The sequence below is a fragment of the Nocardia flavorosea NBRC 108225 genome (genome assembly GCF_001613385.1).
Taxonomy (GTDB): domain Bacteria; phylum Actinomycetota; class Actinomycetes; order Mycobacteriales; family Mycobacteriaceae; genus Nocardia; species Nocardia flavorosea.
In genome coordinates this window covers 70,103-93,634 of sequence record NZ_BDCG01000014.1, presented here as the reverse complement: position 1 = coordinate 93,634, position 23,532 = coordinate 70,103, and the positions used below count along the sequence as shown (strand labels likewise).

Here is a 23,532-nt window from a genome sequence, read left to right as displayed (position 1 = left end):
CGCGGGCGCGGCCGGCTGACAGCTGGACGGATGGTTGCACGCGAACAAGGAAGTAGGGACCCACACGATGGCGCGCATCGGCGACGGCGGCGATCTGCTCAAATGCTCGTTCTGCGGGAAGAGCCAGAAGCAGGTCAAGAAGCTCATTGCGGGACCAGGGGTGTACATCTGCGACGAGTGCATCGATCTGTGCAACGAGATCATCGAGGAAGAACTGGCCGAATCGAGCGAGGTCAAGCTCGACGAACTGCCGAAACCGGCGGAGATCCGGGATTTCCTGGAGAACTACGTGATCGGCCAGGACACGGCCAAACGGACGCTCGCGGTCGCGGTGTACAACCATTACAAACGTATTCAGGCCGGGGACAAGGGCCGCGACGCGCGCGGGGAAAGCGTGGAGTTGGCGAAATCCAATATTCTGATGCTCGGCCCTACCGGTTGCGGTAAGACCTATCTGGCGCAGACGCTGGCAAAAATGCTGAATGTGCCGTTCGCGATCGCCGATGCCACCGCGCTCACCGAGGCCGGCTATGTCGGTGAGGATGTCGAGAATATTCTTCTCAAACTCATCCAGGCCGCCGATTACGACGTGAAACGCGCGGAGACGGGCATCATCTATATCGATGAGGTCGACAAGATCGCGCGTAAGAGCGAGAATCCGTCGATCACGCGGGATGTTTCCGGTGAAGGTGTGCAGCAGGCCCTGCTGAAGATTCTGGAGGGTACGCAGGCAAGCGTGCCGCCGCAGGGTGGTCGTAAGCATCCGCACCAGGAATTCATCCAGATCGATACCACCAATGTGCTGTTCATCGTGGCGGGGGCGTTCGCCGGTCTGGAGAAGATCATCTCCGATCGTACGGGCCATCGCGGGATCGGTTTCGGCGCCGAGGTGCGGTCGAAGGCCGAAATCGATACCACCGATCATTTCTCCGAGGTGATGCCGGAGGATCTGATCAAATTCGGTCTGATCCCCGAGTTCATCGGCCGGTTGCCGGTGGTTGCGTCGGTGACGAACCTGGACAAGGATTCGCTGGTCAAGATCCTGTCCGAGCCGAAGAACGCACTGGTGAAGCAGTACATCCGGTTGTTCGAGATGGACGGTGTGGATCTCGAATTCACTCGCGACGCGCTCGAGGCCGTGGCGGATCAGGCCATTCTGCGGGGCACCGGGGCGCGCGGCCTGCGCGCCATCATGGAGGAAGTGCTGCAGCAGGTGATGTTCGATATCCCGAGCCGCGACGATGTGGCGAAGGTCGTCGTGGACGCGGATACCGTCAACGACAATGTGCTGCCCACGATCGTTCCGCGCAAGCGCGAGCGTCCGGAGCGCCGCGACAAGTCGGCCTGACGCCCGACCGCAACCGTTCCGAGGCCGGTTCCGGCCTGGTCGGCGGCGAACCCGCTGTATGGTCGGCACCACTCGACATTCGTGCGATGTAGGAGCGGTTATGGCGACACAGCTGCTTACCGGAGTTTTACGGCGCGAACAATGTGACGATATCCCGGCGCCCGCACGGTTCGGCCGGGCGGGTGCCGTTTTCTGTGTGCTGGCGGTGGCAGTGGCCGCCGCTGTGCTGGGCGCCCCGCCGGCCGCCGCCACCGTCATACAGGTCAGTGTGACCCCGGATCTGAATGTCGGGATCCGCACGAACTACGGCACCGGATGCAGCTACACGCTACGGGCCCGGCTCAGCGAGGCGGTGACACCGGTGACGTTCTACGACAACGGCATTCCGATCGCTACGGTTCCGCCCGCAGGAGGCGGGCTGGCGCTGATCAACTGGGTGCCCGCCTACGAGGGGAACCACACTCTGCAGGCGGCCCAGCCGGGTGGCGGCACAGCCCCATCGGTACAGGTGTTCGTGGGCCGCGGCGCCCATATCGGTTATGCGTGCTGGGTGATCTGACCTGCGGTGGTAAGGCTTCGCCACCGCCTCCAGGCCTGACCGCTCAGGCTGTATCCATGGGGTACGAGCGGGGCGCAGTGTGGTTACGCTTCGCTGCTGCCTCCCGGCCTGACCCGCTCAGGCCCACGGCACCCGGCACGAATCGGTGCTGAACCCCTGCGAGGTGATACCGAGCGCGTGGTTATTGCGCGCCCGTGAGTTCTCCAGGCCGATCTGGTAGGTCAGTTCGATCACGCCCGCCTTGCCGAACCGGCGTTCCAGGTCGGCCACCTGCTCGTCGGTAACGGTCATCGGGGTCGCGGTCATCGCGTCGGCGTAGGCGATGGCGGCTCGCTCGTCGTCGGTGTAGTGCGGCGAGGTCTCGTACTTGTCGATGTGCTCGAGCCGGTCGATGTCCAGGCCGTCCAGGCGCTGCAACATGGTGCCGAAATCCACGCACCAGGAGCAGCCGACGGTCCAGGCCGTCCGATAGACGGCGATTTCCCGGATATTGGCGGGTAGCTTGGTGGAGGCCCGCTCCGCCACGAGTTCGTGTATTCCACCGGCGAGCAGAATTCCGGTGTGGTGGCCGCTGACCGCGAACGGTTCGGGGACTTCGCCGACCTTGCGCCGGGCGAACCAGTACATGGCCTTGGTCAGCAGCCCGGCGTCCTTCGGGGCGAGTGCGGGGATACGGGTTGTGCTCATCGGGTGTCTCCTCGGTCCGGGTGGATGCTTCTACTACCTGGACGAGATGCGGTCCCGCGGCGTGACGCCCGGGGTGCCCACGGTGCCGGCCCGGCGCGCGGAATCTCCAGGAGTTTCCGCGCGTGATGGGGGCCGGGGCCCGGCCGTGGGCAGCCCCGAGGTCGGCGATACGTCGGCTCAGCGCAGTAGAGCCGACGTATCGCGGCTCATTCCGGCTCGACGGCCATATCGTCGGCGCTCCAGTACGCACGCATCCGGGTGATCCGGCCCTCGGCGTCGAATTCCATGACATCGATCGGGCTCAGAGTCATCCGCTGACCGTCGAACTTGGTGATCAGTGTGAAGACGAAGGCGGCATGGTTACCGGCGATCCGCACGGTTTCCGGCGCGAGCGAGGTTTCCCGTTCGAGGCTCGTGACGACGTTGTAGAACTCCCGGATGGCGTCGTGGCCCTGTTTGGGCTCGGTACCGATGGGATCCTCGATCACGGCATCCGGTGCATAGAGGGCGACGATATCTTCGGCCGGCCCCGAGCCGACCAGTTTCACGTACTGCTCGACAACGTCGCGGATCTCCCGTGCCATCACCACTCCTACGAATTGGAACGTGTTCTAGATTCGCGAGCGTAGCAGCCGAGTGCTGATCCGGCACCGGGAACGGCGCAGCCGACCGGATGCCCGCGCATTCGGGCAACACTGAGGTGGGAGAATAAAAGTACTGGTCAGAACGCATACCTTGCGCGGCGGGCGGGTGTCTGCGCTGACCCCTCGGTTCGCCGTTGAATCGCCGCCGCGCAAGCGATGCGTCTGCCCGGAATTTCGCTGCCGAACCGGCGGATGTTACGTGTTCCAGCGTCCGTTTCAGCCTTTTGCGGGGTGTGTGGAGGGGCGAATCCGGCCCCGCGGCGGGAACTCACTCAGAAATCATTGCTATGACTGCTGGTCTGGCCGGTGTGTCGGCGGTTCGGTGTCGGTATTGTGATGTTGAATCGACCCCGATCAACCAGATGTTCGAGCGACGAGTGAAAGCGGAGGAGATATGGCACTGCCAACGATGACCGCGGAACAACGCACGGAGGCTCTGGCCAAAGCGGCGGCGGTGCGCAAGGCGCGCTCCGAACTGATCGGTCAGGTGAAAGACGGCAAAGTTTCGGTCGCCGACCTGCTGCGCAAGGCAGATAGCGATGAACTGGTCAAGAAGACCAAGGTGGTCGCTGTGATCAAGGCGCTGCCGGGCGTCGGGCCGGTGAAGGCCGCCAAGCTGATGGACCAGGCGGAAATCCCGGAGGATCGCCGGATCGGCGGTCTGGGGGCCCGCCAGCGGGCGGCGCTGCTGGAGGCGCTGGCCAACTGAGGAGGGGAGCGTCCGAACGTGGGCGCTCCGAACTCCGGCCGTGGCCGAGCCGGTCGTCTGTCCGAACGACCGGCGTGGCCCGGCGGGCCAGGTGTTGCTATGTCCACACGTGATGAAGTCGAGTCGTTCCTCGACGAGTACCAGTCCACGCTGAGTGCCTTCGATGCCGAGCGTACGGCCGCGCTGTGGGGTACACCGGGCACCATTGTCGGCGATGAATTCGTAGGGTCGCTGCATACCCGGGAAGAAATGGCGCGAGGCCTGGCGCAGGCGCATCCCATGTTCCAGATGCTCGGCCTCTCCCGGGTCGATCACAGCGTGCTGGAATTCGCGGAGCTCACCTCCGCGCTGGTGCGGATCCGCGTGCGCTGGCATTTCTACGACGGTGACGATGCGCTGCTCACCGACAGTGATTACGAGTATTTGCTGCGTCGTGACGATGAGGGCTTGCGCACATATGTCGCCGTCGCTATCGATGAGGCGGAGAAATTGGCCCGGGTGGCGGCCGAGCGGGGGGTTCGCCTGCCGGGGATGTGACCGCAGCAGCCGGGCAGTGGTGTGTGGTTATCCCGTCATCGGGCGGTGCGTTGAGCCAGGAGTGCTGCCACGCCGTCGAGTATGCGGTCTATTCCGAATTCGAGGGCGGCATCGCGCTGTTGTGCGCATTCGGCCGGTTGCTGTGCTTGCGGGTGGTCCGATATCGCCTCGATCAGCCGTGGATAACGGTCGCCGGCCAATTCCAGGGCGGCGGCCATTGCCTCCTGATTTCTACCTGGACGCCCTCGCCCGCGTGCGGATGCCCCGGTATATCTCGGGGCGGGTGGCGCTGGTCGGGGACAGCGCCTACGGCAACACGCTCGGCGGATTCGGCACCGGGTCGGCGGTGGTCGGTGCCTACGTCCTGGCCGGTGAACTCGCCGTCGCCGCAGGTGAATACGGCACCGCCTTCGCCCGGTACGAGAAGCTCATGCGTGGCTACGTGAAGATCGGTGGCAACAGCAACGCGGGCCGCTTTCTGGCGCCCAAGACCGGCTACGGGTTACGAGTGCGCGACTGGTTCCTGGGGTCGCGCCTGTTCGATCTGATGGACAAGTACGCCGACGACGCCACGGACGATATCGAGCTCGCCGATTACCCGGCCCTCCAAGTGCGCTGATCAGGGGGTCACCGAATCGGCAGGGGCTGTGCCGCGTTCGGCGACCGCGACGTCAGCCGCCGACGATCGATCCCGCAACCCGTTCCGCGCCGGTGTAGATGTTCATGGTCTCGCCACGGACGAAACCTGCCAGGGTGAGCCCGGATTCGGCGGCGAGGTCCACGGCCAGCGAACTCGGGGCCGACACTGCCGCGAGGGTCGGAATACCCGCGAGGACGGCTTTCTGTGCGAGCTCGAACGAAGCGCGACCACTCACGACCAGCACGAGATCCGATGCCGGGATCCGGTTCTCCCGCAGCGCCCAGCCGATGACCTTGTCGACCGCGTTGTGCCGGCCGATATCCTCCCGCACGGCCACGGCGTCACCGTCGGTGGTGAACAGGCCCGCGGCGTGCAGCCCACCGGTGGCGTCGAAAACCGTCTGCCCGCGGCGCAGGGCCTGCGGCAGGTGGGCGAGGACCGTGGCCTCGATCAACGGTTGCGGCGGGGGGAGTGGGTGGCGGCTGCGCTGCCGGATCTCGTCGAGGGCGGTTTTCCCGCACAGACCGCAGGCCCCGGTGGTCAGGAACGGCCGGTTCGGCAGGGGCATGGGGGCGGCGGGATCGATATCGAGAACGTTGTAGGTGTTGCGGCCCTCGTCGTCCGTGCCGGCGCAGTAGCGGGCGGTGCGGATATCGGCGGCCTCGGTGATCAGCGATTCGGCGAAGAGGAAACCGTGCACCAGGTCGATATCGTTGCCCGGGGTGCGCATGGTGACGGTGAGCGACTCCCCGCGGACCCGGATCTCCAGGGGTTCTTCGACGGCCAGGGTATCGGGACGAGTGATCTCGCCGGCCGGAGTGATCCGTCGCATCCGGCGTCGCGCGGTAACTCTGCTCATTCGGCGCTGCGCTGGTGGATATGGGGTTCGAGCCGGATGACGACCGCCTTCGATACGGGTGTATTCGACCGCTCCGCCACATGGTCGAGCGGGACCAGGGGGTTGGTTTCGGGGTAGTAGGCGGCGGCGTTCCCACGGGGAGTGGAGTACTCGACCACCCGGAAACCGGTCACCCGGCGTTCGATACCGTCGGTCCACTCCGCAACCAGATCGACGAGATCACCGTCGCGCAAACCCATCTCGGCGATATCACCGGCATTCACCAGCACCACCCGACGGCCGTGATGGACACCACGGTAGCGGTCGTCGAGGCCGTAGATCGTGGTGTTGTACTGGTCGTGGCTGCGCAGCGTCTGCAGGACGAGCCGGCCGGGCGGTACCGGCACCCAGCTGAGGTCGTTCACCGCGAAATTGGCTTTCCCGGTCGCGGTGCGGAATTCGCGGGTATCGCGCGGTGGATGGGGGAGAACGAAACCGTTGCGCTGCCGGACCCGGCTGTTGTAATCGGCGCAACCCGGCACCACGCGGGCGATGGCGTCGCGGATCCGGTCGTAGTCGCCGCGGAAATTTTCCCAGGGCACGGGATGCCCGGGACCCAGCAGTTCCCGGGCGAGTTCGCAGACGATCGCGACCTCGCTGCGCAGTTCGTCGCTCACCGGATCGAGCCGCCCGGTGGACAGATGCACCATCGACATCGAATCCTCCACCGACACCTGCTGGCGGCGGCCGTTCTGCATATCCAGATCGGTGCGGCCCAGGGTGGGCAGGATCAGCGCGGTGGCGCCGTGGACGATATGGCTGCGGTTGAGTTTGGTCGACACCTGCACCGTGAGTGCGCAGTTGCGCAGGGCGGCCTCGGTGACGGTGGTATCCGGGCCGGCGGCGACGAAATTGCCGCCCATCCCGAAGAACACGCGGGCCTGCCCGTCACGCAGTGCACGGATCGTGGCGACGGTGTCGTAGCCGTGGGCGCGGGGGCTGGTGATCCCGAACTCGTTGTCGAGTGCGGCGAGGAACGGTTCGGGCATCTTCTCCCAGATGCCCATGGTGCGGTCGCCCTGCACGTTGGAATGACCGCGCACCGGGCAGACGCCCGCGCCCGGTTTGCCGATCATGCCCCGCGCCAGCAGCAGGTTGGTGGCTTCCTCGATGGTGGCGACCGCGTTCTTGTGCTGGGTGAGCCCCATCGCCCAGCAGACGATGGTGTTGCGGGAGCGGGCCAGCCGGTCGGCTGTACGGGCGAGTTCGTCGGGGGTCAGACCGCTCGCCTCGTACACGGTATCCAGGTCGACCGCGCGGATATGGCGCTCGTAGGCGGCGAAACCGGCCGTATGCGATTCGATGAAGGCACGGTCCAGGACAGTGCCCGGAGCCCGGTCCTCGGCCTCGAACAGCAGTTTCGCCAGCCCCTGGAACAGGGCCATATCGCCGCCGAGGCGGATCTGCAGGAAATCGTCGGCGATATCGACGCCGGTGGTGAGGCCGCGAACGGTCTGCGGATCGCGGAAACCGATCAGGCCGGTTTCGGGCAGCGGGTTGATCGCGACGATTTCGGCGCCGGATTCCTTCGCATCGGCGAGCGCGCTGAGCATACGCGGATGGTTGGTGCCCGGGTTCTGGCCCGCAATAAGGATGAGATCCGCGGCGGCGAAATCGTCGACGGTCACCGAACCCTTGCCGATACCGATGGAACCGGTGAGTGCGGTGCCCGACGATTCGTGGCACATATTGCTGCAGTCGGGCAGATTGTTGGTACCGAAACTGCGGACCATCAGCTGGTAGAGGAACGCGGTTTCGTTCGCGGTGCGGCCGGAGGTGTAGAACACCGCCTCGTCCGGGGAGTCCAGTGCCCGCAACTGCTCGGCGATCAACCGGTAGGCGTCGTCCCACGCGATCGGGCGATAGTGGGTATCGCCCGGCCGCAGCACCATGGGATGGGTCAGCCGGCCCTGACGGCCCAGCCAGTACCCGGATTTCCCGGCGAGATCGGCGATCGAATGTTCGGCGAAGAACTCCGGGCCGACGGTGTTCAGCGTCGCCTCTTCCGCGACTGCCTTCGCCCCGTTCTCGCAGAATTCGGCGGGGCGGCGGGGTCCGCTGGGCTCCGGCCAGGCGCACCCCGGACAGTCGAACCCGTTCACCTGGTTCACCCGCGCCAGCGTGCGCGCAGTACGGACTACGCCCATATCGGCGACTGCTCGCCCCAGCGCGACTCCGACCGCCCGCACGCCCGCTGCCTGCGCCTTCGGTGGTGTGACGGCGAGCGCAGATTCGTCGATATCCTCGGTCGGGCCGTTGCGGTGCATACCGCCATTGTGCGCTGTGCGGCGCGGACACGTGGCCCGGGCACACCACTCAGTCGGCGTGCGCGGATTCCGACGGGTAGGTGAGGACCTGTTCGCTGATGCGGATCCGGCCGCCGGGCGGTAGTTCGGTCGGGGATTGACCGATACGGGTCCAGCGCGGTTCGTCGGGGGTCGAAACGAAGGTGCCCGCCGCGGTGCCGGCGTCACGCAGGTACACCTTGCCGCCGTCCACCGAGAGGTAGGCGTGGACACGCGAGATATGGCGGTCGCGCTGCAGTACCAGCGGGGCGGCGGTTTTCCGGCGCACCGATTCGTCGACCGAGGGGCCGCGGCCGATCACGTACGCGCGGTCCAGCGGGTAGCTCGTACCGTCCTCGGCGACCAGTACCGCATCCAGGCCGTCCGCGCCGTTGTGGGCGGCGTGCGGGCGCGGTTTCGCCGTGTCCTTCCCCAGCCGGATGGGATCCGCCGCCGGGCGCGCCGGTGCCGCGGACCAAGCGCGGGTGCCGGGAAGCGGTCCCGCCGGGCGGGCAGCAGCGAGGCCTGTAGGTGGCCCGGAATCGGCCGCCGGTTCCGGATCGGCGGCGACCAGGCCGGCCGGTGCCGTGGCGGGCGGCTCACCGGCGACGCGTTTCGCCGCAATCGCCGTGGCGGACCGGCCCGGTTTCTTGCTCCGGCGCACCGCCGCGTGGATCACGAAACCGCCGCCGGGCACCACGCCGGCGCGCAGATCGGTCCGGGGATACGGCGCCACCTGGGCGTCTGCGCCCGGGCCCACCGCCAGAGTGCGGACCGGGTCACGCACGATTTCGTCCACCCAGGTGAAAGCACGCGCACCGACCAGCCGGCGGGAACCTTCGGCACCGGAGATCAACGCCGATACCGGGCCCCGCAGCAGCACGAGGGTGCCATCGGCGGTGGGTGCGACCAGTCCGAACGGGGGCGGTTCCGAACCGGTCCCGAAGACCACCGCCGCCAGCCGCTGGGCGATCGCCGCACCGGGATGCTCCACATCCGCCACCGCCTCGACGGCGCCGAGTATCCGCTCGGTGGATGCATTCGCACCCACCAGGTAGATAACGACGTCACCGAAGCGCGCGATCAGGCCCTCACCCGGCGCGATACCGATGGTGGACGTATCGACACGCACTCCCGGCTCCTTCCTCGGACCACCGCACCAGCATAGAGGGGGGCTGTATTTTCTTGCGGCGCGTGCGGCGCCGCGTGGTCGAGGCCCTCAGCTTCGTGCTTCCGCCCCTCGATGCGCTGCGCAGCCGCGAGTGTCGAGGGCGGAAGCACGCCGCGGCCCCAACCCTTCGAGGCCCTCGCCCGCCCCGGCTCCGAGGTCGGTGTCGTACAGGCGGGGCAGTTCCTCGTTCGATGCCATCCCGGCCATGGAGCGGCCGGTGCCGGCGTGGGCACCGTGGTGATCATGCGCGGCGGCCGGCGTCTCCAGCGGCGCGCCGGCCCGTTCCAGCCAACCTGTCAGGGTGCCGATTTCGCGCCACTGGGAGATGCAGATCGATGTCTCGGTGCCTGCCGTACCGTGTCGATGTTTCGGCGCCCGGCGTCCGGCGCCGCGTCGGCGGATGACTCCGAGATACCGGTTTGCGCTGAACCGAACCTGTTCACCGGTAGTGCCGGGGTCGGCGGAGCCGCTGTATCCGGCGGCCCGGACACCGGACCGCATCCGGTGTGCCTCGGGAGGTTCCGGGGCGCGTCTACCGAACAGCGCCGCAGCGAAACACAGCAGACCCGCGAGTAGGTCTGCCGGTACCGTTCGGCAGTCGGCAGTCACCGGACAGAAGTGCGCATGATTCGTGAGGCAACCGCCACGGATATACCCCGGTTGCAGGAGATCGAGGTGCGGGCCGGGCAACCGTTCGCCGCGGTGGGGATGGACGCGGTGGCCGGGGACGAACCGCTGTCCGCGGCGGTGCTCGGCGAGTTCGTACTCGACGGCCGGGCGTGGGTGTGGGCGAGCGCAGGGGTGTCGGTGGGGTATCTGATCGTGAGTGTCGTGGACGGTAACGCCCATATCGACCAGGTATCGGTGCTGCCCGAATGCCGCGGGCAACGGATCGGGCGGCGGCTCATCGACCGGGCGGTCCGCTGGGCTGCGGACCGCGGGCTGCCGGCGATCACGCTGACCACGTTCACCGAAGTTGCCTGGAACGGGCCCTATTACGCCCGCCTCGGATTCCGTTGTCTCGATGCCGCCGACGAGACCCCCGGCCTGCGCGCGGTGCGGGCCGAGGAGATCGCGCACGGGCTGGACCGCTGGCCGCGTGCCTGTATGACCGCTTCCGTGCCGGAGTGGCATTACGCCGCGGGTCACTCCGAATAGGCGGCGACCATTGCCTCGGCGGTGGCCCAGGCCGCGGCGCGGTCGTCCGCGACCAGGCCGATCCGGGTGCGGCGGTCCAGGAGATCGCCGGCGTCCAGGGCTCCTTCCTGGGTGAGCGACCATGCGAATTCGGCCGCCAGTACGTCCGCTCCCGGCGCCACGGGGATGGCGAGTGCGGGGTCGGTCGCGGCGAGGGTCGCGACAGCGGGTGCTTCGGCGCCGTAGCGTTCGATCAGCAGTTGCGGCGCGAGCAGATGATCACGGGCCGCGCCGGCGGCGGCGCCCGCGAGCGGTAGATCGGTTGTCCGGCACGGACCGGCGGTCAGGCGGGCATGCGCTATCGCGGTATCGAGGGCATCCTGTGCCATTTTGCGGTAGGTGGTGAGTTTGCCGCCGACTACGGTGACCACGCCGGATGGTGCGGTGAGGACCGCGTGCGCGCGCGAAATATCGGCGGTGCTGTCACCGCCGGTGCGCAGCAGTGGGCGCAGTCCGGCATAGGACCCGCGGATATCGCTGTGGGTGAGCGGGATACGCACCACGGTGTTCACGGTATCGAGCAGGAAATCGATTTCGGCGGGTGTCGGGCGGGGGTCGTCGGGCACCGGTCCGGGTGCGTCCTCGTCGGTGAGGCCGAGATAGACCCGGCCGTGCGGTGCCGGCAGGGCGAAGACGAACCGGCCCACGGAACCGGGAACCGGGACGGTGAGTGCGGCGGTGAGGCCGCCGAAGGCCGCGGCGTCGAACACCAGATGGGTGCCCCGGCTGGGGCGCAGTTCGATACTGGGATCGACCTCGTCGGCCCAGACTCCGGTGGCGTTGACCACCGCCCGGGCGCGGACGGTGAGGGTTTCCCCGCTCCGGGTGTCGCGGAGGGTGGCCCCGTCTCCGGTGACGGCTTCGGCCGCGACGCGGGTGAGTACGGTCGCGCCGCGGGCGGCCGCGGTCCGGGCCAGCGCGACCACCAGGCGGGCGTCGTCGACGAGTTGCCCGTCCCAGGCCTGCAGTCCGCCGCGTAGCCCGTCGCCGCGCACGGTAGGGGCGAGACGTAGCGCTTCGGCGCGGGTCACCCGGCGCGAGCGCGGTAGCAGTGAACCGGGTGTGCGCGCGCCGGTGCGCAGCAGATCGCCGGCCAGGAAACCGGTGCGGATCAGTGCGCGGGAGGACAGGCCGATATCGGGTAGCAGCGGCACCAGTTGGGGTAAGGGGCGCACCAGATGGGGGGCATTGCGGCGCAGCAGGATCCCGCGTTCCACCGCGCTCTCGTAGGCGATCCCGACCCGGCCGCTCGCCAGATAGCGCAGGCCTCCGTGGACCAGTTTGGAACTCCAGCGGCTGGTGCCGTGTGCCAGATCGTGTTTCTCCACCAGCAGTGTGCGCAGGCCTCGGGCGGCGGCGTCGAGGGCTACGCCGGTACCTGTGACTCCGCCGCCGACGACCAGGAGGTCGACGGTGGGGTCGTCGCCGAGGGCGGTGAGTTCGTGGTTGCGCCGGCGAGCGTTGAGCGCGGCGCCGGTGGTGTCGGAAGATTTGCTGACCATGGTTTCGTGGCACGGCTGCCCACTGGGTGCGGGGCGGTGGTCCGCGGGCCGTGCGCTACTCCTTCCTGGACGAGAGGGCCTCGGGCGCGAGGTACGCGTCGAGGGCGTGCCGGAGTTCGGTATCCATCGCCGGTCCGGCGAGCAGTTCGGCGACCGTGGCGGCCGATTGGACCGCCGACTGCGCGATCAGCAGGACCATCGCGGCCAGTTGGGCCGGGTCGCCGTGGCGAACCGATCCGTCGGCCTGCCCCGCGCGAATACCCGTGCCGAACAGGTCGAGCAGTTCGCGTTGATTGCGGCCCAAGCGGCCGAAGACATAGGTGAGCATGAGATCGGTATCGGTGCGGAAGATCTTGCCGAACAGGGGGTTCGACCGCACCTGCGCCGCGCCGTCGATGATGCCGCCGACCAGGCGGGTACGTGCGTTGCCCGATTCGGGCATGGCCGCGGTGATGATCGCGCGGAGTTCGCGCACGAGCAGTTCGCCGATGAGTGCGCTGCTGTCGGGCCAGCGCCGGTAGACCGTGGGCCGGCTCACCCGCGCGCGGCGGGCGACCTCGGCGAGCGTGGTTCGCCGGACCCCGAATTCCGCGACACAGTCACGTGCGGCGTCCAGGATGAGCCGATCCACGGAACCGGCGTCTTCGGGGACTGCACCTGCGGACACGGGTTGCGACCTCATCTCAATTCGTTACTGCTTGACAGAACATGTCAAACTGTAACGCATGAACACTGGGCAGGGTGACACCCCCGAAGTACCGGCCGCGACCGCCGCACGACCCGATATGGTGTGGGACGCCTGGGGAGTTCCCGCTGGGCACACACCGCTGCCGGAGCAGATCCGCGGTCTGCTCGGCCAGGTGTTCGGCGTCTCCGGGGAACCGGCGATACGTCGTGATGAGGGCGATGTACCGCTGCGGCCGCCGGTCCTGTCCGCGGACCGGCGCGCCGGACTCGCGCGGCTGGTGGGGGAGCAGCACATTTCCACCGAACACGTCGTCAGATTGCGGCATGCCGGCGGAAAAAGCACCCTCGACCTGCTGCGACGCCGTGCCACCGGGCCCCAGGACGCCCCCGACGCCGTGGTCTACCCGGCCGATCACGCGCAGGTGGCCGAGGTGCTCGCCTATTGCTCCGAACAGGGCATCGCCGTCGTACCGTTCGGCGGCGGAACCAGTGTGGTCGGCGGACTGGACCCGGTACGCGGCCGTTTCGAGACGGTGATCGCCCTGGACCTGCGTCGCCTCGACGCCCTGTTGGACTGCGACCCCGTCTCCGGTACCGCGACCTTCGGCGCGGGGGTCACCGGGCCGCGTGCCGAAGAGTTGCTGGCGGCGCACGGGCTTTCGCTCGGGCATTTCCCGCAGAGTTTCGAATTCGCCAGTATCGGCGGTTTCGCCGCGACCCGTTCGTCGGGCCAGGCCTCTGCGGGATACGGCCGGTTCGACGATATGGTCCAGCGGCTGCGGGTCGCCACCCCCACCGGGACAGTGGAACTCGGCCGGGCGCCGGCCTCGGCGGCCGGACCGGACCTCCGTGAGCTTTTCGTCGGTTCCGAAGGGGCGCTCGGAGTGCTTACCGAGGTGACGGCGCGGGTGCACCCGGTCCCCGAAACCACAGACCATATGGCCTGGTCATTCCCCGATTTCGCCGCCGGAGCCGCCGCGTTGCGCGCGGTGGTGCAGGCCGGCGCGGCCCCGACCGTGCTGCGGCTGTCGGACGAGGCGGAAACCGGGTTGAATCTGGCCCGTTCCAAGGAGGTCGGCGCCGCCCCGGTTTCCGGGTGCCTGGCGGTGACGACCTTCGAGGGCAGCGCAGCCCATGTCGCCGCCCGTAGTGCCGAGGCAGCCGACCTGCTACGCGCGGCCGGCGGTACCGAACTGGGGCCCGGCCCCGCCCAGGCCTGGGAGCACGGCCGTTTCGCGGCTCCCTACCTGCGCGACGCCCTGCTCGACGCCGGCGTGCTGTGCGAAACCCTGGAAACAGCTACCACGTGGAACCGCCTCGCCGAACTGAAAGCACAGGTCACCGCCGCGCTTACCGAATCGCTGACCGCCCAGGGCACGCCCGCGCTGGTCATGTGCCATATCTCGCATACCTACCCGACCGGCGCCTCGCTCTACTTCACCATTGTCGCGAAACTCCTCGACGATCCGATCACGCAGTGGCTGACCGCGAAACAGGCCGCCGGGGATGCCATCGCCGCGGCGGGGGCCACCATCACCCACCATCACGCCGTCGGTGCCGACCATCGCCGCTGGCTACCGGAGGAGATCGGGGAGCTCGGCGTCCGGGTGCTCCATGCGGTGAAACGCGAAATCGACCCGGCCGGGATCCTCAACCCTGGCACACTGCTGCCATGAGCGAGGCCGGCGGCCGCGGAGCCGATCTCCGCGAGGTGCGAGCGGTTGCCGTGGTGACCAACCCGTCCGCCGGTCAGGGCCGGGCCCGCCATGCGGCACGCGAAATCATGGAACAGCTGTCCCGCGACGGGGTCGAGATCATCGAGATCCACGCCCCTTCCGCTGCCGGAACACGGGAACAGTTGCGGGCCGTCCTGGCTGCCGGACCGCCCGATGCGGTCGTCTGCGTCGGCGGCGACGGACTGGTCTCCACAATCCTCGATCCGCTGGCGCATACAACGGTTCCGCTCGCCCTGCTCCCGGCGGGCACCGGGAACGATCTCGCTCGTGAACTGGGGATCGGCGACGACCCCCGCGCCGCCGCCGACCTGGTCCGCCGGGGGAGCGTGCGCACGATCGATCTGGGCCGGCTCGAATCCAGCGGGCACGAACCGATGTGGTTCGCTACGGTCGCCTGCACCGGTTACGACGCCCGGGTCACCCTGCGCGCCAATCGGATGCGCAGGCCACGCGGGCGACTGCGCTACACCTTCGCCGCGGTCGCCGAGATCGCGCACGGTACCAGCGTGCCGTATCGCATCGAACTGGGTGGAGTCCATACGGAGTCGGTCGTCGAGACGGAAGCGCTGCTGGTCGCGGTGGGTAACACCACCACCTATGGCGGTGGAATGCGGATCTGCCCCGGTGCCGTCTGCGATGACGGGCTGCTCGATGTGACAATTGTGGGCAAGGTGTCGCATCTGGAGATGTTGCGCATTCTGCCCGCGCTTTCGGCGGGTAAACGGATCGAGCACCCCGCCGTGCGCCAGTACCGGGTCGAATCGGTGCGCTTGTCGGCGCCGGATGCCCCTGCTACCGCCGACGGCGAACCTGCCGGACACCTCCCGGTCACATTGCGGATCGCACCGCGCGCGCTGACCGTGTTGTGTTGAGTTCTTCCGGTACCGGGGGACGCGGCGAGGCGATGGGCGGGCCGCCCTGCGGGGGGCGGCCGGTATCCGCGCCCACTTGCTACCGGTCAGGCGGCGAACCGGATCTCGTTCAGTTGATCGATACCGGAACGGTCCAGGACAACTACCGACTCGGGTTGCGGTTGTGGTCCCGTGCCGCTCTCTACCCGGTCCAGCAGTCGTCTCCAGCGCCGTACATGCCAGTTGAAAGAGGACCGGCCCACCCGTCGCCCGCGGGCGTACTGCCCGTTCCGGGCGACCGCGGCGGGGACATCCAGTAACACCATATGCAGTTCGCGACCGCGTAGCGCGGCCCAGCGGGTCAGCATATGCCGGGTGAAGGTGACGGTGCCGCAATCGTGGACCACCACCGGACCCGTATGGTCGCGCAGGGCGATCCAGATCCGGCGGAAATGCACCAGATGCACCACCGGGCGCCATAGCGGGTAGGGCAACCAGGCCAGCCGCTGCCGCCACGAGTTCCGGGCCTGGATCGAATCGAGTACCAAAGCACCGCCGGGCGCCACCGGCGCGGTTTCGGCGTCGGGTTCGGAGCCGAACAGTTTTCGCAGCGCGGTGCTTTTACCCGCCCCGGGGATACCGGCGAAAATCACTGTGGCCGTGGGTGGATACCGCAACTCCCCGGTGCGGCGGCCCCGTAGGTCCACGACTCCCCTCGGGTTCGCAACGAACGAATCCGATTCGGGGAAGATGGATTCGGGTGGATACAGCGGGACCGAGTCGAGCGGGGGGTTCACGTCGTCCAGGGTCCACAGTGCGAACGAATTCGGCAACTGTACGTGGTGCGCCGCCCGCAGAGTACCGGACGGTAACGGGTCCGGTGGGTCCGGCGATATCGCCGGTGAACAATTCCGCGACCCGGAACGGGTGGATCGTGGATGCCGTAATGCCTGCAGGATCGGGAATCTCATGAAACGTTGCCTGGTGACCGTGTTCGCATGCGCCGCGGTGGTTCTCGGCGTAAGCGGGTGTGGCGACGACTCGGCATCGCACGACGACCACGGGGCGACCTCCAGTACCGCTGTGACCAGCACGGAGGCACCGGCGAGCGCGACCCCGGCCACTCCGGTGCCGCAGAGCCCGCCACCGGCTCCCGCTGCCGTCGAACCCCCGCCTGCCGCGGAACCACCGGCCGGGGAACCGGCCCCGCAACCTCCTTCGCAGCAGGCGCCTGTCCAACCCGAACCTGCTCAACCCGAACCCGCGCAGCCCGAGCCGACACTCACGCTCCCCGATTTCGATCCGCAGGCCGGCTACTGATCGACGGATAAATCGTGTTGCGCAAATTCTTCCGGTGGCGGGGTGCGATGGCCGGCGCCGTGGTGGCGGCCGCTCTCACCGTGACCACCATGTACGCACCGGCCGCGGCGGCTCCGGTCGAAAACACCCGCCCCGCGGGAAAATCCCTGGTGGTGCTCGGTGATTCGTTCACCGCCAACTACCCGAAGCTGTTCTCGGGCACCAAAGAGTGCCTGCACGCGGCCACATCGTGGCCTACTCGGCTGAGCGAGCAGATGGGGGTCGCGGGTACACCGGAGTTCGTGGATGCCTCCTGCAGTGGTTCCACGATCTCGTCGGGACAGGGCTGGTGGCTGGTACACGAGGTGGCCGAGGCGGCAAAGCAGCAGGCATTCGGGCCGGAGACCGAGGTCATCGCGATCCAGACCGGCATGAACGATGTCTGGTCCAAGACCAATTCGGCATCGTTGATCACCTCGTTGCAGTCCTGTGTGTTCAACTTCGTGGACGGATGCGGGCTGGAGGCGGCCGAACAGGGACGGTTCACCGAGTACCGGAACGTCACGGGCCGGCTCTACGCCGAGGGCATCCGTGAAGTGGTCACCTATATGCGCTACTACGCGCCGAACGCCCGGATCATGCTGGTCGGATACCCGGAATTGTTTCCTGCCGGGCAGGAGCACGTATGTGTGAACGTACTCGGCGCCGGGCAGGTCGTGCAGCCGCGAGGCCGGGCGGTGACCGAGTATCTGGACCGCCTCGACAATGCGCAACGGGAAGCCGCGGAGCTGCTGGAACTCGAGTTCGTCGATATCCGCTCGGTCACCGCGGGCCACGGGCTGTGCTCGGACGAGCCGTGGCTGAACGGCTTCTTCGATCCCGCGGCGGATGTGGCCGGGATGCCGTTCCATCCCTCGGCACACGGTGATGCGGTGACCGCAGCGGCTGTGTACGAAGCGATCCGCCGGTGAAGATGGTTCCGGCCCGCGTCGAGAGCGGATCGGAGTTCCTCGATACGGCGGCGGTCCGGCCGTCGCTGCCATCGCTGACGGGGGCACGCTGGTGGGCGGCGTTCGCCGTATTCGTGTTGCACGCCCTGGTGTTCCTGCCGGTGTATCCGTTCCAGAAGTCGGAGCTGTTCCGTCAGATCCATCAGCTCATGCCCATGCAATTGGGGGCCGCGGGCGTCACCTTCTTCTTCGTCCTGTCCGGGTTCATCATCTACTGGTCGTTCCGGCCGGGGAGCTCGGTGCCACGGTTCTATTGGCGCCGGGTGCTGAAGATCTACCCGACACATCTGGTCGCGGCTGCCGCGTTCATCCTGGTGGTGAGCGTCCCGTTGACGCGGCCGGTGGTCTGGGCGCCGAACCTCGCGCTGATCCACACCTGGGTGCCGAAGTGGACGACGGTCGGCGGGCTCAATGTGCCGTCGTGGTCGCTTGCCGCGGAGATCCTGTTCTACCTGAGCTTTCCGCTCTTGCTACCGCTGGTGCGCCGGATCGAAGGTCATCGGGTGGCGTGGGCGCTGGCGGGGACACTGGTGGGGATCCTTCTGCTGCATACCGCGTACTACTTGTGGGTGCCCGGTCCCAAGGGGATCGCGAATACGTTCGCGCCGCGGTTGATCCCGGGGGAGGCGTCGCCGTATTTCGAACTCCATGCCGCGCCCATCTGGTTCGAACAGCCGGATATTCCGGTGGCCCTGTCCTATTGGCTCAGCTACAACTTCCCGCTTTCGCGGCTGCCGGAGTTCTTCCTCGGGGTCCTCGCGGCACGGCTGGTGCTGGAGGGCCGCTGGCGCAACACCCGGCTCGCGTTACCGGTGATCGCGCTGCTGATCGCCTACGCGGCGACCTGGGTGGTGCCACCGAACTACAAGATGTCGGCGCTGCTGCTCGCTCCGATGACAGCCCTGGTGGCGACGCTGGCCGCACGCGACCTGGCGGGGATCCGCGGGTTCAGCGCCTCGCCGCGGATGGTCTGGCTGGGCAATATCTCCTTCGCCTTCTATCTGATCCAGTTCCCGGTGATGGCATTGATCACCCGCTTCCTCATCGGCGGAAAGCAGTTCGGCCTGCTGGGCTGGCTGGGGTTCGCCGCGCTGAGTCTGGTCTTGTCCACGGTGGCGGGGGCGGCCATCTACCACTGGATCGACGACCCGCTGATGCGCCGATTCTCGGGTCGCCGCATCGGGGCCCGGGAGAAACCGGCGGCGCGCGCCGGTTTGTGACGTGCCTGAGAATTCCGGTGCTCAAGCTGAGAATTGGTTGTGGATTCGCGAGGCCGCAGCGGAACGGCGGTAGGCTGATCGATGTAGGCGGAGTCTTCGGTGTCCCTCATCCACCGAAGGCTCCGCCTCGGCCTTTCCCGGGCTGCCCGTCTCGGTCCGGACCCACCGTTGGTGCCGGCGCCGCTCACCGACATCCGATACCGTCCAGCTCAATGGTCGGGGCCCACCATGGTCTGGAGTGGAGAAGTGAAGACCGAGGTTGACAGGGCTCCGGCCCTGCGCTGCCGGAGGTGGCGCCATGACACAGCACCCGCGGTGCCGGAGGGACTGCCGATGACACTAGAATCGGCGCGTGACCAGCGCAGCCCCTGACAATACGCGTAATCGTGCCGATGCCCTCCCCAAGAGCTGGAATCCCGGCGAGGTGGAGGCCGACCTGTACGAACGCTGGGTAGCCGCCGGTTACTTCACTGCCGACCCGCAGAGTTCCGCGCCCGGATATTCGATCGTCCTGCCGCCACCGAACGTCACCGGCACCCTGCACATGGGCCACGCCCTGGACCACACCCTCATGGATACCCTCGCCCGCCGGAAGCGGATGCAGGGGTACGAGGTGCTGTGGCTGCCGGGGATGGATCATGCCGGTATCGCGACCCAGTCGGTGGTCGAGAAACAGCTCGCGGCCGACGGTAAGACCAAAGAGGATTTCGGGCGCGACCTGTTCGTGCAGAAGGTCTGGGACTGGAAGCGCGAATCCGGTGGCGCGATCCAGGGGCAGATGCGGGCCCTTGGCGACGGTGTCGACTGGTCGCGTGACCGGTTCACCATGGACGAAGGCCTGTCACGGGCCGTGCAGACCATTTTCAAACGCCTCTACGACGCCGGCCTGATCTACCGGGCCGAACGGCTGGTGAACTGGTCGCCGGAACTGCGCACCGCCATATCCGATATCGAGGTCAAATACGACGAGGTGGCCGGGGAACTGGTGTCGCTGCGCTACGGATCGCTCGACGATGCCGAACCGCATGTCATCGTCGCCACCACCCGGGTCGAGACGATGCTCGGTGATACCGCGGTCGCGGTGCACCCCGACGATCCGCGGTACCAGAGCCTGATCGGCACCACCCTCGAACACCCCATCACCGGTCGGCAGATCCCGATCGTCGCCGACTCCTATGTCGATCCGGAGTTCGGCTCCGGCGCGGTGAAGATCACCCCCGCGCACGACCCGAACGACTTCGAGATGGGCCTGCGGCACAACCTGCCCATGCCCACGATCATGGACGAACGCGGCCGGATCGCCGGTACCGGCACCGAATTCGACGGTATGGACCGTTTCGAGGCCCGGGTGAAGGTGCGCGAACGGCTGGCCTCCGAGGGCCGGGTCGTCGCCGAGAAGCGCCCCTACCTGCACAGCGTCGGTCATTCCGAGCGCAGCGGCGAACCGATCGAACCGCGACTGTCGATGCAGTGGTGGGTGAAGGTCGAGGCGCTGGCCGAGGCCGCCGGTGCTGCCGTGCGCAACGGGGACACCGTGATCCACCCGGCGAGCCAGGAACCGCGCTGGTTCGACTGGGTCGACGATATGCACGACTGGTGCATCTCCCGGCAGCTGTGGTGGGGGCACCGCATCCCGATCTGGTACGGACCCGAGGGCGAGGTCGTCTGTGTCGGCCCCGACGAAGACGCCCCCGAGGGCTGGGTGCAGGATCCCGATGTCCTCGACACCTGGTTCTCCTCCGGTCTGTGGCCCTTCTCCACCATGGGCTGGCCGGCCGCCACCCCGGAACTGGCGAAGTTCTATCCGACCAGTGTGCTCGTCACCGGCTACGACATCCTGTTCTTCTGGGTGGCCCGGATGATGATGTTCGGCACCTTCGTATCCGACGATGCCGCGATCACCGCCGGCAAGGGCCCGGAATATCAGGTGCCGTTCAAGGATGTGTTCCTGCACGGCCTGATCCGCGACCAGTACGGCAAGAAGATGTCGAAATCGCGCGGTAACGGGATCGACCCGCTGGACTGGATCCGCGACTACGGCGCCGATGCCCTGCGGTTCACCCTGGCCCGCGGCGCCCAGCCGGGCGGCGACCTGTCGGTCGGCGAACCGCATGCGCTGGCCTCGCGCAGTTTTGTCACCAAACTGTTCAACGCCACCAAGTTCGCGCTGATGAATGGCGCTCGCACCGGCGACCTCCCGGCTCGCGATTCGCTCACCGACGCCGACCGCTGGATCATCGACCGGCTCGACGCCGTGCTCGTCGAGGTCGACGCCGCGTTCGACGCCTACGAATTCGGTAAGGCCTGCGAGGCGCTCTACCACTTCGCCTGGGACGAACTCTGCGATTGGTACCTGGAATTGTCCAAGGTCCAGTTCACCGAGAGCGAGGCACGCGCCGAATCCACCCGTGTGGTGCTCGGCACTGTCCTGGATTCGGTGCTACGGCTGCTGCACCCCGTGATCCCGTTCGTCACCGAAACACTGTGGCAGGCACTCACCGGCGGCGAATCGGTGGTGATCGCGCAGTGGCCGCGGCCGACGGGCGTCCCCGCCGATACCGGGTCCGCGCAGCGGATCGCCGATCTGCAGCGGCTGGTCACCGAGATCCGCCGGTTCCGCAGCGATCAGGGGCTCAACGATAAGCAGAAGGTCGCCGCGCGGGTGCTGGGTCTGGACACCGCCGGGCTGGACCGGCTGCATCCTGAAGTCGCGAACCTGGGCCGGCTCACCGAACCGGGCGCGGACTTCGCCGCCACCGCGTCGGTGGAGGTGCGGCTGAGCGCCACCACGGTCACCGTCGAGGTGGACACCTCCGGCAGTGTGGACCTGGTGGCCGAGCGGCGCCGCCTCGAGAAGGATCTGGCCGCCGCGCAGAAGGAGCTCGCCGGCACCGAGGCCAAACTCGGTAACGACGCTTTCTTGGCCAAGGCACCGGAGCAGGTGGTGGACAAGATCCGGTCGCGACGCGATATCGCCGCGGCCGAGGTGGACCGTATCGGGGCCCGGCTGTCCGAGCTGAGCGGCAAGTGAACGACCACGAACCGAACCCGGAACCGGAGCCGCAGCACGGTGGCGCTCAGCTCGGTACCGGTCCGTCGCCGGTAGAACTCGCGGAGATGGCGCTGGTCGAGGCCGAACTGGACCGGCGCTGGCCGGAAACCAAGATCGAACCGTCGCTCACCCGGATCTCGGCGCTGATGGATGTGCTGGGATCACCGCAGCGCGGGTACCCGTCGATCCATATCGCCGGCACCAACGGGAAAACCTCGGTGACCCGGATGATCGATTCGCTGCTCACCGCACTGCACCGGCGCACCGGCCGGCTCACCAGTCCGCATCTTCAGCTGGCCACCGAACGGATCGGAATCGACAACCGGCCGATATCCCCGGCGCAGTACGTGGAGCTGTATCGCGAACTGCAGCCCTATATCGAGATGATCGATGCGCAGTCCACCGCTGCGGGTGGCCCGCCGATGAGCAAATTCGAAGTGCTCACCGCCATGGCCTACGCGGCGTTCGCCGAAGCCCCGGTCGATGTGGCCGTGGTGGAAACCGGGATGGGCGGTAGCTGGGACGCCACCAATGTGATCGACGGCCAGGTCGCGGTGATCACCCCCATCGGCCTCGACCACACCGATTACCTGGGCCCCGATCTGACCGCCATTGCCAAGGAGAAGGCCGGGATCATCAAACCCGCCCCCGAATCCCTGGTCCCGGTCGACAATGTCGCGATCATCGCCGAACAGGAACCGGAAGCCATGGATGTCCTGCTGCGCCGCGCCGTCGAGGTGGACGCGGCGGTCGCGCGGGCCGGCGCCGAATTCCAGGTATTGAGCCGCCGGGTCGCCATCGGCGGCCAGCAACTCGAACTCCAGGGACTCGGCGGCGTATACGACGAGATCTTCCTGCCGCTGCACGGCGAACATCAAGCCCATAACGCCGCCCTCGCGCTGGCCGCGGTGGAGGCGTTCTTCGGGGCGGGATCGCAACGCCAGCTCGATATCGAGGCGATCCGTGCGGGCTTCGCCGCGGCCACCAGCCCCGGCCGGCTGGAGCGGATGCGCAACGCACCCACCCTGTTCATCGACGCCGCGCACAACCCGGCCGGTGCGGCCGCGCTGGCGGCCACACTCACCGCGGAGTTCGATTTCCGCAAACTGGTCGGGGTCGTGGCGGTTCTGGGCGACAAGGACGCGGCCGGTATCCTCGCCGCGCTCGAACCCGTTTTCGAGGAGATAGTCGTCACCACCAACGGGTCGCCCCGTGCCCTGCCGGTCGATCGGCTGGCCGATCTGGCTGTGCAGCGCTTCGGAGACGAACGTGTGGTGACCGCGCAGAGCCTGCCCGATGCGCTGGAAACCGCTGTCGCCCTCGCCGAGGAAGTCGGGGAGGGCGGGGAGATGGTGTCCGGCGCGGGCGTCGTGGTCACGGGTTCGGTCGTCACCGCCGGCGCCGCACGGGCGCTGTTCGGCAAGGAACCGGCGTGAGGCAACGCCGCGCTGCCGGAGGTGGTGCCGATCGGCATCCCCGCCGCCGCGCCAACGATAAGGA

The 23,532-nt window shown here is 67.6% G+C and carries 23 protein-coding genes; 13 read left to right on the top strand and 10 right to left on the bottom strand.

From position 1 onward, the window contains the following. The first annotated feature begins 67 nt into the window (after nt 1-67). Nucleotides 68-1,348, top strand: coding sequence for an ATP-dependent Clp protease ATP-binding subunit ClpX (clpX, locus tag NFL01S_RS18135; RefSeq protein WP_058856531.1), 1,281 nt, complete (start codon nt 68-70; stop codon nt 1,346-1,348). Nucleotides 1,349-1,448: 100 nt separating this feature from the next. Then, entirely contained in the window at nt 1,449-1,907 is a 459-nt protein-coding gene (locus tag NFL01S_RS18130; protein WP_062976834.1) for a hypothetical protein, read from the top strand. Nucleotides 1,908-2,024: 117 nt separating this feature from the next. Here NFL01S_RS18130 and NFL01S_RS18125 read toward each other — a convergent pair whose 3' ends face one another. Continuing rightward, a complete protein-coding gene (locus NFL01S_RS18125; protein ID WP_062976832.1) occupies nt 2,025-2,594 on the bottom strand; it encodes a carboxymuconolactone decarboxylase family protein in 570 nt (189 codons plus the stop codon). 206 nt (nt 2,595-2,800) lie between these two features. Next, nucleotides 2,801-3,178: a nuclear transport factor 2 family protein gene (locus NFL01S_RS18120; protein WP_062976830.1), complete on the bottom strand. Its 378-nt coding sequence runs from the start codon at nt 3,176-3,178 to the stop codon at nt 2,801-2,803. Between the two features lie 454 nt (nt 3,179-3,632). Between NFL01S_RS18120 and mihF the strand changes: the two genes are divergently transcribed. After that, a complete protein-coding gene (gene mihF, locus NFL01S_RS18115; protein WP_033244686.1) occupies nt 3,633-3,947 on the top strand; it encodes an integration host factor, actinobacterial type in 315 nt (104 codons plus the stop codon). Nucleotides 3,948-4,046: 99 nt separating this feature from the next. After that, nucleotides 4,047-4,484, top strand: coding sequence for a DUF6841 family protein (locus tag NFL01S_RS18110; protein ID WP_062976829.1), 438 nt, complete (start codon nt 4,047-4,049; stop codon nt 4,482-4,484). 35 nt (nt 4,485-4,519) lie between these two features. On the opposite strand, the gene NFL01S_RS18105 is transcribed toward NFL01S_RS18110, so the two are convergent. Then, on the bottom strand, nt 4,520-4,702 hold the full coding sequence (locus NFL01S_RS18105) for a hypothetical protein (RefSeq protein WP_062976827.1): 183 nt from the start codon (nt 4,700-4,702) through the stop codon (nt 4,520-4,522). Between NFL01S_RS18105 and NFL01S_RS18100 the strand changes: the two genes are divergently transcribed. Beyond that, nucleotides 4,702-5,103 (top strand): Rossmann-fold NAD(P)-binding domain-containing protein, encoded by a 402-nt coding sequence (locus NFL01S_RS18100; protein WP_062976825.1) that lies wholly within the window; start codon nt 4,702-4,704, stop codon nt 5,101-5,103. The two genes, NFL01S_RS18105 and NFL01S_RS18100, sit on opposite strands and share 1 nt — an antisense overlap. Nucleotides 5,104-5,155: 52 nt before the next feature. On the opposite strand, the gene fdhD is transcribed toward NFL01S_RS18100, so the two are convergent. The 4 genes from fdhD to NFL01S_RS18080 form a co-directional block, all read right to left on the bottom strand. Then, nucleotides 5,156-5,983, bottom strand: coding sequence for a formate dehydrogenase accessory sulfurtransferase FdhD (fdhD, locus tag NFL01S_RS18095; RefSeq protein WP_062976823.1), 828 nt, complete (start codon nt 5,981-5,983; stop codon nt 5,156-5,158). Beyond that, complete coding sequence (locus NFL01S_RS18090; RefSeq protein ID WP_062976820.1) at nt 5,980-8,289, bottom strand: FdhF/YdeP family oxidoreductase; 2,310 nt, start codon at nt 8,287-8,289, stop codon at nt 5,980-5,982. Before NFL01S_RS18090 ends, fdhD begins: the two co-directional genes overlap by 4 nt. Before the next feature lie 49 nt (nt 8,290-8,338). Continuing rightward, complete coding sequence (locus NFL01S_RS18085) at nt 8,339-9,439, bottom strand: FHA domain-containing protein (protein WP_062976818.1); 1,101 nt, start codon at nt 9,437-9,439, stop codon at nt 8,339-8,341. Nucleotides 9,440-9,526: 87 nt separating this feature from the next. After that, entirely contained in the window at nt 9,527-9,979 is a 453-nt protein-coding gene (locus tag NFL01S_RS18080) for a DUF305 domain-containing protein (RefSeq protein ID WP_062976816.1), read from the bottom strand. A 123-nt stretch (nt 9,980-10,102) separates the two neighbouring features. Between NFL01S_RS18080 and NFL01S_RS18075 the strand changes: the two genes are divergently transcribed. After that, on the top strand, nt 10,103-10,636 hold the full coding sequence (locus tag NFL01S_RS18075; protein ID WP_062976814.1) for a GNAT family N-acetyltransferase: 534 nt from the start codon (nt 10,103-10,105) through the stop codon (nt 10,634-10,636). Here NFL01S_RS18075 and NFL01S_RS18070 read toward each other — a convergent pair. Further along, nucleotides 10,624-12,177, bottom strand: a complete 1,554-nt coding sequence (locus tag NFL01S_RS18070; protein WP_062976812.1) for a glycerol-3-phosphate dehydrogenase/oxidase — start codon at nt 12,175-12,177, stop codon at nt 10,624-10,626. The genes NFL01S_RS18075 and NFL01S_RS18070 overlap by 13 nt on opposite strands. A 55-nt stretch (nt 12,178-12,232) precedes the next feature. After that, the gene (locus NFL01S_RS18065; protein WP_062976810.1) at nt 12,233-12,859 is read right to left on the bottom strand and encodes a TetR/AcrR family transcriptional regulator; all 627 of its coding nucleotides are present in this window, start codon (nt 12,857-12,859) and stop codon (nt 12,233-12,235) included. Nucleotides 12,860-12,962: 103 nt separating this feature from the next. Between NFL01S_RS18065 and NFL01S_RS18060 the strand changes: the two genes are divergently transcribed. Further along, nucleotides 12,963-14,540 (top strand): FAD-binding oxidoreductase, encoded by a 1,578-nt coding sequence (locus tag NFL01S_RS18060; protein ID WP_062976944.1) that lies wholly within the window; start codon nt 12,963-12,965, stop codon nt 14,538-14,540. Further along, nucleotides 14,537-15,472, top strand: coding sequence for a diacylglycerol/lipid kinase family protein (locus NFL01S_RS18055; protein ID WP_062976808.1), 936 nt, complete (start codon nt 14,537-14,539; stop codon nt 15,470-15,472). The genes NFL01S_RS18060 and NFL01S_RS18055 overlap by 4 nt, the downstream gene beginning before the upstream one ends. 86 nt (nt 15,473-15,558) lie before the next feature. On the opposite strand, the gene NFL01S_RS18050 is transcribed toward NFL01S_RS18055, so the two are convergent. Then, nucleotides 15,559-16,284, bottom strand: a complete 726-nt coding sequence (locus NFL01S_RS18050; RefSeq protein ID WP_245670763.1) for a P-loop nucleotide/nucleoside kinase family protein — start codon at nt 16,282-16,284, stop codon at nt 15,559-15,561. A gap of 250 nt (nt 16,285-16,534) precedes the next feature. Between NFL01S_RS18050 and NFL01S_RS18045 the strand changes: the two genes are divergently transcribed. From NFL01S_RS18045 to folC, 5 genes are all read left to right on the top strand, one after another. Further along, nucleotides 16,535-16,771 (top strand): hypothetical protein, encoded by a 237-nt coding sequence (locus NFL01S_RS18045; RefSeq protein ID WP_157116650.1) that lies wholly within the window; start codon nt 16,535-16,537, stop codon nt 16,769-16,771. A 14-nt stretch (nt 16,772-16,785) separates the two neighbouring features. Beyond that, nucleotides 16,786-17,721, top strand: a complete 936-nt coding sequence (locus NFL01S_RS18040; protein ID WP_062976805.1) for an SGNH/GDSL hydrolase family protein — start codon at nt 16,786-16,788, stop codon at nt 17,719-17,721. Nucleotides 17,722-17,723: 2 nt separating this feature from the next. Next, nucleotides 17,724-18,980 (top strand): acyltransferase family protein, encoded by a 1,257-nt coding sequence (locus NFL01S_RS18035; protein WP_062976803.1) that lies wholly within the window; start codon nt 17,724-17,726, stop codon nt 18,978-18,980. 352 nt (nt 18,981-19,332) lie between these two features. After that, nucleotides 19,333-22,011, top strand: a complete 2,679-nt coding sequence (locus NFL01S_RS18030) for a valine--tRNA ligase (RefSeq protein ID WP_062976801.1) — start codon at nt 19,333-19,335, stop codon at nt 22,009-22,011. Next, on the top strand, nt 22,008-23,468 hold the full coding sequence (folC, locus tag NFL01S_RS18025; protein WP_425300146.1) for a bifunctional tetrahydrofolate synthase/dihydrofolate synthase: 1,461 nt from the start codon (nt 22,008-22,010) through the stop codon (nt 23,466-23,468). The genes NFL01S_RS18030 and folC overlap by 4 nt, the downstream gene beginning before the upstream one ends. Nucleotides 23,469-23,532: the final 64 nt, after the last annotated feature.

Bases quoted from the DNA above. Each gene is read 5' to 3' on its own strand.
- clpX (WP_058856531.1), top strand. From the start codon at position 68: ATGGCGCGCATCGGCGACGGCGGCGATCTGCTCAAATGCTCGTTCTGC.
- NFL01S_RS18130 (WP_062976834.1), top strand. From the start codon at position 1,449: ATGGCGACACAGCTGCTTACCGGAGTTTTACGGCGCGAACAATGTGAC.
- NFL01S_RS18125 (WP_062976832.1), bottom strand. From the start codon at position 2,594: ATGAGCACAACCCGTATCCCCGCACTCGCCCCGAAGGACGCCGGGCTG.
- NFL01S_RS18120 (WP_062976830.1), bottom strand. From the start codon at position 3,178: ATGGCACGGGAGATCCGCGACGTTGTCGAGCAGTACGTGAAACTGGTC.
- mihF (WP_033244686.1), top strand. From the start codon at position 3,633: ATGGCACTGCCAACGATGACCGCGGAACAACGCACGGAGGCTCTGGCC.
- NFL01S_RS18110 (WP_062976829.1), top strand. From the start codon at position 4,047: ATGTCCACACGTGATGAAGTCGAGTCGTTCCTCGACGAGTACCAGTCC.
- NFL01S_RS18105 (WP_062976827.1), bottom strand. From the start codon at position 4,702: ATGGCCGCCGCCCTGGAATTGGCCGGCGACCGTTATCCACGGCTGATC.
- fdhD (WP_062976823.1), bottom strand. From the start codon at position 5,983: ATGAGCAGAGTTACCGCGCGACGCCGGATGCGACGGATCACTCCGGCC.
- NFL01S_RS18090 (WP_062976820.1), bottom strand. From the start codon at position 8,289: ATGCACCGCAACGGCCCGACCGAGGATATCGACGAATCTGCGCTCGCC.
- NFL01S_RS18080 (WP_062976816.1), bottom strand. From the start codon at position 9,979: ATGCGGTCCGGTGTCCGGGCCGCCGGATACAGCGGCTCCGCCGACCCC.
- NFL01S_RS18075 (WP_062976814.1), top strand. From the start codon at position 10,103: ATGATTCGTGAGGCAACCGCCACGGATATACCCCGGTTGCAGGAGATC.
- NFL01S_RS18070 (WP_062976812.1), bottom strand. From the start codon at position 12,177: ATGGTCAGCAAATCTTCCGACACCACCGGCGCCGCGCTCAACGCTCGC.
- NFL01S_RS18065 (WP_062976810.1), bottom strand. From the start codon at position 12,859: ATGAGGTCGCAACCCGTGTCCGCAGGTGCAGTCCCCGAAGACGCCGGT.
- NFL01S_RS18060 (WP_062976944.1), top strand. From the start codon at position 12,963: ATGGTGTGGGACGCCTGGGGAGTTCCCGCTGGGCACACACCGCTGCCG.
- NFL01S_RS18055 (WP_062976808.1), top strand. From the start codon at position 14,537: ATGAGCGAGGCCGGCGGCCGCGGAGCCGATCTCCGCGAGGTGCGAGCG.
- NFL01S_RS18035 (WP_062976803.1), top strand. From the start codon at position 17,724: ATGGTTCCGGCCCGCGTCGAGAGCGGATCGGAGTTCCTCGATACGGCG.